The organism is uncultured Draconibacterium sp. (assembly GCF_913060805.1).
Lineage (GTDB): Bacteria > Bacteroidota > Bacteroidia > Bacteroidales > Prolixibacteraceae > Draconibacterium.
In genome coordinates this window covers 36,159-52,351 of record NZ_CAJXTC010000025.1, presented here as the reverse complement: position 1 = coordinate 52,351, position 16,193 = coordinate 36,159, and the positions used below count along the sequence as shown (strand labels likewise).

Annotated in this window: 7 protein-coding genes; all 7 read left to right on the top strand. The window is 41.6% G+C overall.

Annotation, left to right across the window (positions count from 1 at the left end; translation table 11 throughout):
• Positions 1-11: 11 nt before the first annotated feature.
• On the top strand, positions 12-1,598 hold the full coding sequence (gene lnt, locus QZ576_RS15075) for an apolipoprotein N-acyltransferase (protein WP_297098615.1): 1,587 nt from the start codon (positions 12-14) through the stop codon (positions 1,596-1,598).
• A 1,690-nt stretch (positions 1,599-3,288) separates the two neighbouring features.
• Entirely contained in the window at positions 3,289-5,052 is a 1,764-nt protein-coding gene (locus tag QZ576_RS15070; RefSeq protein ID WP_297098614.1) for a glycoside hydrolase family 43 protein, read from the top strand.
• A gap of 85 nt (positions 5,053-5,137) precedes the next feature.
• Positions 5,138-9,589, top strand: coding sequence for a glycoside hydrolase family 98 domain-containing protein (locus QZ576_RS15065; RefSeq protein WP_297098613.1), 4,452 nt, complete (start codon positions 5,138-5,140; stop codon positions 9,587-9,589).
• A 23-nt stretch (positions 9,590-9,612) separates the two neighbouring features.
• Positions 9,613-12,261 (top strand): glycosyl hydrolase 115 family protein, encoded by a 2,649-nt coding sequence (locus QZ576_RS15060; protein ID WP_297098612.1) that lies wholly within the window; start codon positions 9,613-9,615, stop codon positions 12,259-12,261.
• Between the two features lie 29 nt (positions 12,262-12,290).
• Complete coding sequence (locus QZ576_RS15055; RefSeq protein ID WP_297098611.1) at positions 12,291-13,865, top strand: glycoside hydrolase 43 family protein; 1,575 nt, start codon at positions 12,291-12,293, stop codon at positions 13,863-13,865.
• Positions 13,866-13,912: 47 nt separating this feature from the next.
• Entirely contained in the window at positions 13,913-14,758 is an 846-nt protein-coding gene (locus tag QZ576_RS15050; RefSeq protein ID WP_297098610.1) for a sialate O-acetylesterase, read from the top strand.
• A gap of 44 nt (positions 14,759-14,802) precedes the next feature.
• Positions 14,803-16,155, top strand: coding sequence for a family 43 glycosylhydrolase (locus QZ576_RS15045; RefSeq protein WP_297098609.1), 1,353 nt, complete (start codon positions 14,803-14,805; stop codon positions 16,153-16,155).
• The last annotated feature ends 38 nt before the right edge of the window (positions 16,156-16,193 follow it).

Genomic DNA, 16,193 nt, shown 5'->3' with positions numbered 1-16,193 from the left:
CTCAACTGCCTATGAACCGATTTCACAGGCTCTTACTTTCGGTTAGTACCGGTGTATTGTTAAGTTTGCCCTGGCTGGGATTTCCCGGTTGGGTGCTTTTTATTGCAATCCTTCCGCTACTATATCTCGAGAATTTCTTTTTCAAATTTAAAGAAGGTTTCCCTCCAGTTTCGCTGTGGGGGCATGTTTTTCTTGCATCACTGATTTGGAATGTTTTGGCATCATGGTGGATGACAAAAGTTTCGCTGGTGGGAGTGGGATCTGCCATGATTTTCAATGCCTTTTTGATGTCGTTGGTCTGGTGGGCCGCTCATTCTATCCGAAGAAAATTATCGTCGCCGCTGGGTTATATTTCACTGGTTGTTTTTTGGATTTCGCTGGAGTATCTGCAGTTTAAATGGGACATTGAATGGCCGTGCCTGCAATTGGGAAGCGTATTGGGCAATAACGTAAAAATCATTCAATGGTACGAATACACCGGAACTTTTGGCGGATCGTTGTGGATTCTGCTTTTGAATCTTTTCCTATTTCAGCTTTTACGAAATATTCAGTTTAAAAAAACACTGAAAAAGAAGTTAACTAGTTCAACAGTTCTACTTATTTTATTGGTTGTTCCGTTAGGTATTTCTTTTCGGATGTATTCCTCATATCAGGAAAAAGAAAATCCAATAAACGTCGCCATCGTACAACCCAATGTTGATCCGTATAACGAGAAGTTTGACCTTGAAGCCGAGACACAAAAACTGGATGATTTTCTTCGTTTGGCAGATGAAGTTACAAACGACAGTACCGACTTTATCGTTGGCCCCGAAACCTTGTTTGAGCATCAAACGCTATGGGATGAAGCAACTTTCGAATCCAATCCGTTTTTAATTCGTCTGGAAAATTTTCTTCAGCAATATGAAAAGGCGGATATGGTGTTTGGAGTTTCGTCTTTCGAAGTTTACAACAAGGAAGAGGATATTACTTATACAGCCCAGCAAAACAACGGCATAATATACGACCGCTATAATACGGCAATGCTTTTTACCAAATCCGGCGAAATTCAGATTTACCACAAATCGAAATTGGTTGCGGGAGTGGAGAAGGTGCCATTTCAAAAATATTTTTCATTTCTGAAAAACAACTACATTGATTTGGGAGGTGCTTCCGGATCGCTGGGGAGACAAAAAGATGCCTCGAACCTCGTCGCCGAAAAAGCGGTAATTGCACCGGTAATTTGTTTCGAATCGGTGTTTGGTGAATATGTGACTGATTACGTTAAAAAAGGAGCCGATGTAATATTTGTGATCACCAACGATGGCTGGTGGAAAAATTCGCGTGGTTACAAACAACATCTGTTGTTTTCGCAGTTGCGGGCAGTGGAAACGCGGAGAAGTATAGCACGGTCGGCAAACACCGGAACATCATGTTTTATTAATCAACGTGGCGATGTTCTGCAAGCAACCAACTGGTGGCAGCAAGCGACTATTTCTGGTTCTATCAACAAAAATGAGGCAATGACATTTTACATGAAACATGGCGATTTTATCGCACGTACTTCAGTGTTTATAAGTGTATTAATGGTGTTGTTGGTGTTTGTGAGAAGGTTCGCATAAGGACAAAAAAAATCCGCACTAATCCATTGTGTAAAACCCCTGTATAACAGGATTTGAGCGCCCGGTTGATCAAACTTCCACCGGTCCGAAGACTCACCCCGATAAATCGGGACTACAAGGCCTGCTTTTACAACCATAAAGAGCTTACTCGGTTAAATTTTTTCTGTTGAGTTTACCAATTTATAGATCAATGCGGAAAATATTTTTTTCTCTCTCAATGAACTCGTTTTGTACAATTCAAATGTAGGTGTAAGCTTTGGTATATGCAAATTTTGGAGGTTAATTTTGATTAATGAAAAGGTAATGTATTGTTGGTTAGTTTATTAAATAGTAACGATTTTTATGAAAGTTTCAGCTTACGATATATGTTGTTTTACCGCGTAGATGTTTATGATATATATTGGGGATTATAGGAGGTCAAAATACCCGCTGAACAGCCAAAAGAACTCGATGTCGTTATAGAAAAAACGATTAAAATTACCCGGTAAGAAGATGGCAACATGAAACTTTTGTAACGTAACACCCCAAATCAAACATGGCAGCAAAATTAGTTAGCAGTGTTTACGGTAATCCGCCAACCATTCACCAGAAGAGTGGTAGTTTTTCATATTTCGTGTCATGCATTACTGGAAGTGAAAATATGATTTTTATCAACCTGACATTTAGTGTCATATCCTTATTTGACGGTGCGCTGTATTTTTGCTCCTGAAAGTTTTTAAAGCGAACATTATACAGGGCTCTTGAAGAGGAAATCGGATAAGAGTTCTGATTCTCAGGGGGAGGACAGTGGCCTCAGCAAGGACCATTCTTTGCTGAGGGCCATTCTCTCTTCGATGAAAAAACGTTCGGCTTTCAGGAAACGGTTGAAACACAAAACAACATAAAGAATCAGGACTCCGGTTATTATGGCCGGGGTCTTTTTTTTGAAATGAACGAAAGAAACCAACAAAAAAAGCCCTGAATAAACTTCACGACTTTGCTAAAAAGAAAACGAACGCACTTCGTTGACTTTGTAAAATGATTTAACTACCGCTTAAATTGAAATATTACCCGGTTAGCAGGTAATTGAAGAGAAGAGTGAATTTGTTGCAATAGTGTTTGGCCCAATTTGGGATTGCTGAATTATGAATGAATAATCAGCATTGTTATAAGAGTGAAAAAAGAAGCTACCATAAGGATCGCACTAGCCGCCAGATATTTTTCAATTGTTGTTTTCATGTTTGTTTCGCTTTTAAAATTGTTTCGCTGGCAAAGATATAGAAGCAAAAGGGTAGGAGACATGACATGGAATGTCAGGTAGGTAAAAAACTGGTTGTGATTCTCGTTTTTACTTTATCAATACTGAATTACAAGCGAGGATCTAATTTATGATGAAGCAATAGATAATAAATGTCCTTAGTTTTTGTTTGGCGCGTTTTTACTGGTATTCAGCTATCGAGTAACTAGCTCTTTCAACCAAATTTCGCATGAAATACTCGAAATTGAAAATATAATGTCTGTAATCAAAAATGCTACAGATCTTCAACTACTACTTTTATCGTCGACTAAAACCAATAAAAATGAAGAAGCCAAATTATCTCATAGTACCCCCGAATTTAATTCAATTAGTCTTTTTAAAATGTCGGTAACAAAACCGTTGTTACGCATAAAAATTATCCGATTAAAATTCAAATGAAATAGATCAAACGAAATGAAGAATAGAATTTTAAAATTAGATTTGAAGCTCAGCATAACTGTGTTGGCCATCCTGTTTTCAATAACCGGATATAGTAACCAGCCGGGAACGAAGTCAAAATCTTCAAATAGTCCTGTGTTCTCTGGTTTTGTTTATAAGGGAACCGACGATGTATATAATAATTACCCGCTGAAAGCTGATGAGTTTTACAATCCCATTTTGCAAGGTTGCTACCCCGACCCGGCGATTACGCGCAAAGGAGACGACTATTATCTGGTTTGTTCGTCGTTTGCTATGTTTCCGGGAGTACCAATATTTCATTCAAAAGACCTGGTTAACTGGACCGACCTTGGCGGTGTGTTAAATCGCCCGTCGCAGCTCGATGTTCACAATTGTGGAATTAGCTCCGGCGTATATGCTCCCGGCATTACCTATAATCCGCACAACGATACTTTTTACATGATTACCACTGCATTTACCGGTGGTTTGGGAAACATTATTGTAAAGACCAAAGATCCGTTGAAGAAAAACTGGAGTGACCCGATAAAGTTGCAATTTGATGGAATCGATCCGTCGATTTTCTTTGATGATGATGGCAAAGCCTATGTGGTGCACAACGATGCTCCTGACAAAGGAAAAGCATTATATAATGGTCACCGTGTTATAAAAGTATGGGAATACGATGTGGAAAATGACCAGGTGATTGCCGGAACGGACAAAATCATCGTGGATGGCGGAGTAGATCTTTCGAAAAAACCGATTTGGATTGAAGCGCCTCATTTGTATAAAAAAGATGGTAAGTATTATTTAATGTGTGCCGAAGGTGGTACCGGAGGCTGGCACAGCGAAGTGATTTTTATCAGCGACAGCCCGACAGGACCTTTTACACCGGCACCAAGTAATCCTATTCTTACGCAGCGTCATTTCCCAAGAGAACGGGCAAACAAAGTTGATTGGGCCGGTCATGCCGACGTGGTTGAAGGACCTGATGGTAAATATTATGGTGTTTTTCTGGCGGTTCGACCTAACGAAAAACAACGTGTAAATACCGGCCGTGAGACTTTTATTTTACCTGTCGACTGGTCGGGCACATTCCCTGTATTCGAAAACGGACTTGTTCCGATGGAACCGAAGTTGAAAATGCCAAAAGGCGTTGAAAATAATACAGGTAAAGATGGTTTCTTCCCGAATGGTAATTTTACCTATGAGGAAGATTTTTCTTCAGAAGAACTCGATTATCGCTGGATTGGATTAAGAGGCCCACGAGAAGCTTTTATCGAAAAAGCGAAGAATGGTATTCAGATTAAACCATTTGATGCCAACATTAAAGAGCTGAAACCTACGTCTACTTTATTTTACCGTCAGATGCATAGGAACTTTTCATTTGAGGCTAACGTTGACTACAAGCCCGAATCGGAGAAAGACCTTGCTGGCCTGACTTGTCTGCAGAATGAATACTCCAATTATGTTTTTGGTGTTACTAAAAAAGGAGATGATTACTTTATTGTTTTAGAAAGAAATGCGGGCTCAAGAGTAAGAAGGGAAAACAAATCAGAAATTTTGGCAAGTACAAAAATAATGCTTGATAATCCACTAAAATTGAAGGTGGAAGCAAAAGGTGATGACTACCAGTTTTCGTATTCAACCAACGGGACCGACTTTGTGAATGTGGGCGGCACTGTTTCGGGAGATATACTTTCAACCGATGTGGCCGGTGGTTTTACCGGTTGTTTACTTGGTTTGTATGCAACTTCGGCAAACGATGCCGTTCCGCAATAACGAAAGGAAATTTATTTATAGAAGTAACTTTTAATTGGGCAGGGAATTGGTGAAGAATAAGTTACTGTCTTCTATTATTTAATTTATGAAACACGACTATCAATCATTTGGCAAAAGCCGTTTTTGGGGCAAGCCACTACTATTATTTTTATTCCTGATTACCTTTCAGATTTCGTCAGTAGCGCAATCGAATAATCAACTTAGGCGCCCTATATCGCCCGATCAGCCAATGTGGCTTGTACATATTGATACGTGGAATTATGCCGATCCTCAAAAGATCATCGACCTGATTCCGGAAGACATTCGTCCGTTTGTAGTGATGAATATCGCCTTGTCGATTAGTCATGACGAAGACGACCGGTTCAAAGTGGCGGAGTATGGCTACGAAATTGCCAAATCGTGGCTGCGAACTTGTGCCCAAAATCAGATGTGGGCGGTGGTTCAGCTTGCCAGTGGTGGTTATGCGCAATTCTCCGACTTCGATTTAACTGTTTATGAAGAATTATACCAGGAGTTTCCTAATCTCATCGGCTTTAGTTATGCCGAGCAGTTTTGGGGATTTGGCGACTCGGAGTCTCAATTTTCACCTACCTGGCCCGAACGTATTACGCACTTTGCCAATCTTTTGGAACTGAGTAATAAGTACGGAGGTTATTTGGTGGTAAGTTGGTGCGGTAATCAATGGAGTGCCAATATCAACCCGATTGCCATGCTGAAACGCATTCCGAAATTTGCAGAGGCTTCAAGTAAGTACACCGAAAACTATATTTTGTGCGAGAAATATACGCAGCAATCCTATATTTTAGATATGGAAAGTATCTGTTTGGGTACCTATCTTTCAGGGTTTAGCGGGCAGTACGGGATACGTTACGACGATACCGGATGGTCGGATCAGTACGGAGAACATGAAAATTTTACTTTGGCAACCGGTGGGGCTGCTCATCTTGAGCACATCATGCTAACGGGGCAAACCGTTATTGATGCACCCGAATTAATCTGGACCCAGTGTTTTCGCGAACTTAATCCGGCCGGAACTACCGGTGGATACACCGAACGACAATGGGGAACTTTCCCGCAATTTGACAATTTTAGCATCGATCTATTCCGAAAAGTTTTAGACGGAACGGTTCGTATTCCAAGTCGTCAGGAAGTGATTGACCGCACAAAAGTAGTTGTAGTGAATGACCAGAACTCTGGTACTTCTGATGAGGTTTACAGTTCGCCTGAAACGCTGTTTGAAGGACTTTACCGCATGGATGGTGACGGTAACCTAAGAGACAACAAAACCTTTTTTAAGAAGACAGGGCGCTATCCAACTATTCCAACGGTTTACCAACTGGAAGATGCTGTTGCCAACACTTTTGATGTTGAAGTAAATACAACAGATTATTCAAGCCGTTGGCCGAATATCTCCAGCAAGGTAAATGAATTGAATAACCTTTTTCCTGAAGAATACACAGGCGATATTTATGCAGGCCGACATGAAAACGGTTGGGTTACCTACAATCCTTATAAAACAGGGCAAACTGCCAGCGGAAGCATTCCGTTTAAATACAACACCTGCGAACGTGTTGAACTGACTTATGCGCAGTACACTTCAGGTGTGATGAAAGAGTATACTGATCGTCTGACTTTTTACCTGACCAATTACGATGAGCGCAGTCCTTCAACACTTAAAACCGATGAGATTAAAATTTACGGAAGTTCATCTAAACCCACTTTTAGTTATACCGACAGAGCCAACCATGCGCCGAGCTCGGTAAGCGAAAACTGGGCCGATGGAGTTTATACACTTACCGTTCAGCATAATGGCCCGATCGATATTACGGTTAACTGTTCTGGTTCTGCAAGCGAACGCTTAACATCATATACTGAAGCATCAATTGCAACGCCTAAAAAACCGGCACTATATACCGGACCACGGCAGTACGAAGCAGAATGTTTCGACTACAAAAACATTAACAGAATTATTAAAGGAGGATACAATTACAGTATAAGAAACTACACCGGACAAGGATATTTACAACTTGGAACAAGCTCTTCTGCAGCAGTTCGCGATACGGTAACAGCCTTACGCGCAGGTAAATATAAGCTGATAACTAAATATTCGGTATCCGGTGGCGATGTCAACACACTGGATCTGTATGTCAACGGCTCGAAAATCAGTACGCCAACTTTTACAAAAACGGCTACAGAAAGTGACTGGGCATATTTAGAACAAACAGTTGAATTATCGGCCGGAAAAAATGCAATTGAATTTAGAGCTAATGCCGGCAGTTCGTACAGTTTGAATTTCGATAACTTCGTTATTACCCAGGGAGAAAGCAATGGCGTATATCATTTTCAAAACGACCAATCGTCTTTAGCAGCTACTACTCCGCCTGCCGAACTCGTAACAATTCAAAGTGGAAGTGCAGGAGTTGTTGCCTACACCAACAGTAACGACGAAACGACTAACGCTTTCAAAACTTATTCTGCAGGAGAAACGAATGGCACTGGAGTAGTTGATTTGGATATGTTTCCGGAAACGGCTGATAATTATTCGGTTACCTGGGAAGAATATTACGACACGGCAGGAGGTAAAAAAGGTTTGCTTTTAAGGGGAAACACAGTATTGAGTGCCTACGCAGACGGAATGAAACAAGGTTACTTGTTTACAGTACTAAATAATGAGGATAATACCGTAACATTAGAATCGAATGTTGCGAATGCCGGAGGTTTGCTTGCAAAAACGTCCTATACATCCGGTTTCGCTGTACTACCCGGAGAGCCTTGCTGGTACCGGGCTACAGTTGTTGACAATCAGATGGTTTTTGAATGCTCAAAAGATAGTTTGAACTGGGAAGGCGGCGATGTAACAGCTTTTACAGATGATAATTATTTATTAGGCTCAACGCAATTGGTTTGGGGCTTTAATACCGATAATTACTCGTGGGTGATGGATAACATTCGTTACTCTACAGGAAATCTATCTGTCTCAAAAGTAGAGTTGGCAGCTTTCAGATACGAGCAGGGAAAAGGGCCATCCGAAAGTCAGTCGTTTAAGGTTACCGGAAGTTCACTTACTGGCGATATTTTGATCACTGTACCGGCTGGTTTCGAAGTTTCTTTATCTGAAAATTCAGATTACAACTCATCGTTAACAATTACTCCGGTGAACGGAGAAGCAGCTTCTCAAACCGTTTATGTGAGGATGAAGGCCGGATTATCTATGGGAACAAGGAGCGGCGATATTCATATAAGTTCTGAAGCTGTTGCAGACCGCTTGCTTAGTGTGAGCGGAGAAGTGTTGCCGCAGCCGACATCTGTTATTTATAATTTCTCGAATGATGTGGCTACAACTGTTGCCCAAACACCGCCCGCATTAAATACGGCTATCCCGTTAAGTAATGGTGCTACTGCGGGGGTAGTTTCATACACCGATGCCAATGGTTTAACCAGTAATGCCTTAAAACCGTATAGTGGGGGTAATCGAAATGCAACCGGTGTTATTGATTTAAATTTGTTTTCGCAAACAGGAACTGACTATTCCGTTACCTGGAAGCAGAGTGTTGGTTCTTCAGGCACTGATTACAAAGTTGGAATGCTGATGAGAGGTGATGTCGATAATCGAGGCAGCGCATCAACAGGTTACGTTCAGGGTTTAATGGAAGGTTATCTTTTGCTGGTGTATACTGCCGGCGGTTCCAGTCATTCCGAGTTCCGTGTTTACAAGTCTACATCAGGCTATAACACCCTAAGTACGCTGGTTAACCAAAGTGCAAACGCACTGGTGCCAACAGCCGGACAACCGATTTGGTACCGAGCGTCTGTTTCAGGAACTTCACCGGTTTCGCTGCAAATCGAGTATTCAAAAGACAGTATAACATGGGAAACCGGTGCTGCCGTAACTGATGCTTCATCAGTATTTACATCGGGGGCTACACAGTTGGTTTGGGGACTTGGTGTTAGCAGTGTTGATTTTTATGTCGATAATATTGAGTTTTATGGTTTAGACGAAAACTCAGCAAATCTGAAAGATTTGATTGAAGTATCTGCTTCTAACCTGGATGGATTTAGTTACGAGAAAGGCTCTGGTCCTTCTGATGCTCAATTCTTTTCGGTGTCAGCAAGCGATATAAGCGAGGATCTTGAGCTTGGTGTTTCTGCGAACTATGAGATTTCGTTAAGTACTGATGGTACATATTCATCGTCAGTATCACTTTCTCCTATGGACAATACGGTTAACGAAATAACGGTATATATTCGTCTTAAGTCAGGACTGGAAATTGGTGATTATAATGGTGAGATATCAGTATCGTCACCGGGCTTTGTAACTAAGTACATCGCTCTTACCGGAACCGTTGAAGTCCCGACAGGAATCGGTGATCTGCCCGTTGGTTCTTCGGCTACAGTTGTATCAACAGAGTATTATTCGATAACCGGGCAACGAGTGATCAACAAGCCTCAAATAAGTGGAATTTATATTGTGCGGACATTGATGTCTGACGATTCAGTAGTTGTATCGAAAAAATATATAGACGTATATAATAGATAAAATTTCATAGCTAGTTTAATATGATGGGAAATCGTAAAAAATCAATTTCTTGTTTCACATGGATTCTTGTCGGGCTCAATGTCTTGCTGGCTTTTCAGGCCGAAGCACAGGCAAAAAGCGGGCTCAGTCAGAATATGATTGTTGAAGCAAGCAAAAGTGATTCTGATTTTCCTATTGTTGCCAACAGCCTTGCTGCATCAATTTATTACGACCAGAACGATTATCAAGGTGTTATTCGTGCTATTGGCGACCTTCAGAATGATATTGATCGTGTGACGGGAGTTAAACCCGAGCTTTTTACGGATTCAAAAAAAGGTGCAGATTATGAGATAATTATCGGTACTGTTGGGAAAAGCGGCCCAATCGACAAATTGGTTTCATCCGGTAAACTGGATGTTTCGGAGGTGACAGGGAAGTGGGAAAGTTTTGTTATTGCAACAATTGATCAGCCAAACAAGGATGTGAAAAAAGCGCTGGTTATTGCCGGTAGCGATAAACGCGGAACCATTTATGGAATTTACGAATTGTCGCAACAACTGGGCGTTTCTCCCTGGTATTGGTGGGCCGATGTTCCGGTTTTAAAACGTTCTTCTGCTTATTTACTGGCAGGTCGCTATGTTTCGGGTGAACCGAAAGTTAAGTATCGCGGAATCTTTATTAACGACGAGAATCCATGTATGCAACGGTGGGCCAACGAAAAATTTGGTGGCATGAACAGCGAGATGTACAGCCACATGTTTGAGTTGCTTTTGCGTTTAAAGGCCAATTTGCTGTGGCCGGGGATGTGGGGATCGTTTAAAGAGTACAAACCAATGGTTCCGATTCTTAAAGATGAGAACGGAAACTACCTGGGAAATTCGTTTAACGAGGATGATCCGGAAAACCAACGCCTGGCCGATGAATATGGCATTGTGATGGGAACTTCGCACCACGAACCAATGCAACGATCGCAGCAGGAATGGATCAGGAACAAAAACAAATATGGCAACGGCGAATGGAATTATATGTCCAATAAGGAAGGAATTCAGCAGTTCTTCCGGGATGGAATTGAAAACGCCAAAAATTACGAAAGTCTCGTTACCATGGGAATGCGTGGCGATGAAGATAAACCAATGGTTGATGCCGGGAGTGCCGAAGCCAATTTCAGTATATTGGAAGGCATAATGAAAGATCAGCGCCGGATTATTGAAGAAGTAACCGGAAAACCGGCTTCAGAAATGCCGCAGGTGTGGACGCTTTACAAAGAAGTGCTTGATTATTACGATAAGGGGATGAAAGTTCCCGATGATATGATCATTATGCTGTGCGATGACAACTGGGGCGATGTACGTCGGCTGCCGGAGCTGAACAGTAAAATGCATCCCGGAGGTTATGGCATGTATTATCATGTTGGTTATTATGGCGCACCCCGCGCAAATAAGTGGTTAAATGTCACTCAGATTCAACAAATGTGGGAACAGCTTCAACTGACATACGACTATGGTGTGAATAAGATATGGATACTCAATGTTGGCGATTTAAAACCGAATGAATATCCAATGGATTTCTTTTTGCGCATGGCCTGGAATCCTGAAACTTTTACAGTAGATAATCTGGAAACGTATTCGCACGAATTTTGTGCACAACAATTTGGCGAAGCACAAGCCGATGAGGCAGCTCGAATTCTTAACACCTACTGCAAGTATGCTGGTCGGGTAACACCAGAAATGCTCGACGATAAAACCTACAACCTCGAAAGCGGTGAGTTTAAAATGGTGAAGGATGAGTTTTTGGCGCTCGAAGCCAGGGCGCTGAGACTGTATTTAACGTTGCCCGAGCGGTATAACGATGTCTACAAACAATTGGTGCTTTTTCCAGTACAAGCTTTGGCCAATCTTTATGATATGTATTATGCTGTTGCCATGAATAAGAAGCTTGCAGCCGAGCAAGATCTAACAGCTAATCAATGGGCTGATCATGTTGAATATTGTTTCAAACGTGACTCCCTTCTTAGTGCCGATTACAACCATAATATGGCCAATGGAAAATGGAATCACATGATGGATCAGGTGCACATTGGTTATACCACATGGCATGCTCCCCAATTTAATATTATGCCTGAAGTAGTTCGTGTTTCTGCGGACGAAGCACAAAAAGGTGGATATGTTTTTGAGGAGAAAAATGGAGTGGTTGCCATAGAAGCGGAACATTATTTCGAATGCAAAAATAGTAGTTCTACTCAATGGACCGTGATTCCTGTTATAGGCCGGACGCTTTCGGGTATGGCTTTAATGCCTTATACGGAACAAACAGACGGCGCATCGATTAGTTATAAAATGAAATTAAATACCCGGCCGGATAGTATTCAGGTTCGTTTTTTCTTTGATAGTACAATGCCGTTTAAAGACGGTGGACATCGGGTTGCTGCATCTTTTGATAGCGAGGCTGAGAAAGTCTGGAGTATCAATGAAGAGTTAACCTGGAAAAACAATTATTCAAAAATGTATCCGACTGCTGCTGCCCGCGTAATTGAATCTTTAGTTTCACTTCCTTTATCAAAAAACGCCGATGGAATGCAAGTGCTTAAAATTCGTCCCCTCGATCCGGGGATTGTTCTTTACAAAGTGGTTGTAGACAATGGCGGATACGAAGAAACTTTTTTAAAGATGACGGAAAGTCCGTATAAAAGATGAAAAAATAAACAATCAAAATAAATTGAACCATGCTTAAACAATATTTGCTTTTTTTCTACTTACTCAGCATGTTCCTGACAGTAAATCCAACTTTTGCGCAGGACAACAAAGCCACGAATCCTCTTATTTACGCCGATGTCCCTGATATGGCGATGATCCGTGTGGGAGACACTTATTACATGAGTAGCACTACCATGCACATGAATCCCGGGGTGCCTATTATGAAATCGAAAGATCTGGTGAATTGGGAACTGGTGAATTATTGTTACGACATTTTGGAGGATACCGACGTTCAGAATCTGGAAAACGGCAAGAGCGACTATGGCCGCGGATCATGGGCAAGTTGTATCCGATACCATAACGATACTTACTATGTATCGACCTTTTCCGGAACTACAGGAACCACTTATATTTATTCCACCAAAGACATTGAGAATGGTCCTTGGGAGCTTAAAAAATTTAAACCGTCTTATCATGATCACAGCATTTTCTTCGACGATGATGGCCGGATATATATGATTTGGGGAGTTAGAAAGCTGGCAATTGTAGAGTTGAAAGCTGACCTTTCCGGAATTAAAGAAGGAACTGAAAGGGTGTTAATTGAAGATGCGAGTGCACCGGCTGGCGATAATATTATGCTTGGCGCCGAAGGTTCGCAGTTATTCAAAGTAAACGGTAAATACTACCTGTTTAATATTACCTGGCCTCGCGGTGGCATGCGCACTGTGGTCATTCATCGCGCCGATAACATCAATGGCCCGTGGGAGGGCAAATTAGCGCTGCAGGATAAAGGTGTTGCTCAGGGCGGTTTAATCGATACCCCCGATGGACGCTGGTTTAGCTATTTGTTCCGCGACAATGGCGCCGTTGGCCGTATTCCGTATCTCGTGCCGGTAAATTGGGAAAATGACTGGCCGGTGTTAGGTGTTGATGGAAAAGTGCCGGAAACTCTCGAGCTTCCCGCAAGCAAGGGATTGATTCCGGGTATTGTCGCTTCAGACGATTTTAAACGCAGTAAAAAAGATGCCGATCTTCCACTGGTTTGGCAATGGAACCACAATCCGGATCATTCGCTTTGGTCGGTTCGCGAGCGCAAAGGCTATTTGCGTCTAAAAACCGGACGGATTGACAATAGTATTTTCCTGGCAAAAAATACATTGACGCAACGTACTATCGGCCCTGAGTGCTCGGGCTCAACTTCCATTGATGTTTCGAATATGAAAGAAGGTGATTTTGCCGGGCTGGTACTCTTGCAGAAAAATTTCGGTCAGGTAGGGGTGAAGTTTGAAAACGGCAAGAAAAAGATCGTCATGGTAAGTGGCCAGACCGACACGCCTGAAGAGGTTGAAAGTTTACCGCTTACACAGAAAACGGTTTATCTGAAAGCTGAGTGTGATTTTAAGGATCGTAAAGATGTTGCAAATTTCTTTTATAGCCTCGACGGTAAAAACTGGACTCCAATTGGTTCGCAACTGAAAATGTTGTATACCCTGGATCATTTTATGGGCTATCGTTTTGGCTTGTTTAATTACGCGACCAAAAATCCGGGAGGTTTTGTGGACTTTGATTATTTCAAAATCAGTGATCAACTTACAGAAAAATAATGACTGTAATCGGATAGGGAAATACTAAAGCTAAATCAATACTTAAAATGAAAATCAAACATTTCATATTCATAGTTTTTGTATTGGTGATAGGTGAAAAGAATGTTTTTTCACAAAATCCCAATTTCTATATTTTTCTTTGCCTTGGGCAGTCGAATATGGAGGGAAATGCCCGAATCGAGCCTCAGGATACCATCGATGTTGATGAACGTTTCCAGGTGATGTCGACCATCGATTGTTCTGATCTGGAACGGGAAAAAGGGAATTGGTACACGGCTGTGCCGCCTCTTTGCAGGTGTCGCACAGGTTTGACTCCTGCCGATTATTTTGGCCGTACCTTGGTTGAAAATCTTCCTGAGAATGTAACAATAGGGGTTATTAATGTAGCCGTTGGCGGTTGCAAAATTGAACTGTTTGATAAAACCAATTATCAAAACTATGTGGAAACATCTCCTGATTGGTTGAAAAATATGGTTAAGGAGTATGATGGCAATCCTTATAGGCGTTTGGTCGAAATGGCTAAAGCGGCTCAGAAAGATGGTGTTATTAAGGGAATTTTGCTGCACCAGGGAGAGTCGAATACCGGAGATACATTATGGCCCCAAAAGGTAAAGCTGGTGTATGATAATTTGATGACCGACTTGAAACTGAATCCGGATGATGTGCCTTTATTAGCCGGTGAGGTTGTTAATGCTGATCAGGAAGGAAAATGCGCCGGCATGAACCAAATTATTGCCACCTTACCGGAAGTCATACCAAATTCATACGTTATCCCGTCGAGTGGATGCCCTAGTGCTCACGATCATCTTCATTTTACGGCCGAAGGTTACCGTATTCTGGGTAAAAGATATGGTGAAAAAATGCTTTCGCTTTTGGGAGGTAAATTGAATTAGAATATTGATAACTAAAGGACAATAAAACGAAAAAACTAAAACCAATGAAGAATAAAATAAATCTGATATTCGCGTTTATTTGTGTGGTTTCCATGTGTAGTATGAAAAGTACTTCTGCTCAGAATCCATTTATTCGCGACCAATTTACTGCCGATCCGTCGGCGAGAGTCTTCAATGGGAAAGTTTATGTGTTTCCATCGCACGATATTCAGGCACCCGAAGGTAACGGCCTCCGTAAAGATTGGTTTTGCATGGAAGATTATCATGTATTTTCTTCTGAAAATCTTACTGATTGGACTGATCATGGAATGATTGTGAGCCAGTACGATGCTGACTGGGTGGATGCTACATCGTACAGCATGTGGGCGCCCGATTGTGTGGAACGAAACGGTAAATACTATTTTTATTTTCCGTCCAATACAAAGGCTGACGGCCCAAGTGGCGAGCGAGGTTTTGGAATTGGTGTTGCCGTTGCGGATAAGCCTGAAGGACCGTATGTTCCGCAGGAAAAGAATATTGAAGGAGTACACGGAATAGATCCGAATGTATTGATTGATAAGGATGGGCAAGCATATTTGTACTGGTCGCAAGGAAATATTTTTGTCGCTAAACTGAAAGACAATATGCTGGAGCTGGATTCGGAGCCGATGATCATTCCTAATCTCCCGGAAGAAGGATTAAAAGAAGGTCCGTGGGTGTTTGAACGAAATGATAAATATTACCTGACTTTTCCACACGTTGAAAACAAAACTGAACGTCTGGAATATGCCATAGGAGATCATCCAATGGGGCCTTTTGAAATGACCGGAGTGATCATGGACGAGTCGCCTGTAGGTTGTTGGACCAACCACCACTCAGTAATTGAGTACAAAGATCAGTGGTACCTGTTTTATCACCACAATGATTATTCGCCGCAATTTGATAAAAACCGCTCCGTACGAATCGACAGCCTGTTTTTTAATGCGGATGGTACTATTCAAAAGGTAGCTCCGACGCTTCGTGGAGTAGGAGTGACACCTTCTAACTCAAATATTGAAATCGATCGCTACAGTGCTAAAAGTGAAAATGCAAGTATTGAGTTTCTGAATCCTGAAAACACTTTTGACGGCTGGAAAACAATTTTTGAGAAAAAAGGCGACTGGATTAGCTATAATTCGGTTGATTTTAAGAAGAAACCGAAAACGATCCAGGTGCGTGTTAAAGCAGATAATGGAGGAGTAATTCAGGTAGTATCTGATAATGAAAATGTAATCGCAAAAATTGAAGTGCCGGCAAATAATGGATGGAAAACAATAGAAACCAAAACGTTAAAATCAGTAAAAGGAGTGCATAATTTAAAGGTGGAACACATCAGCAATGATCCGGTAGAAATCGATTGGATTCAGTTTGATCGCTAACACATTTGAATTGAAAATCACCAAATAATTTAAAGACT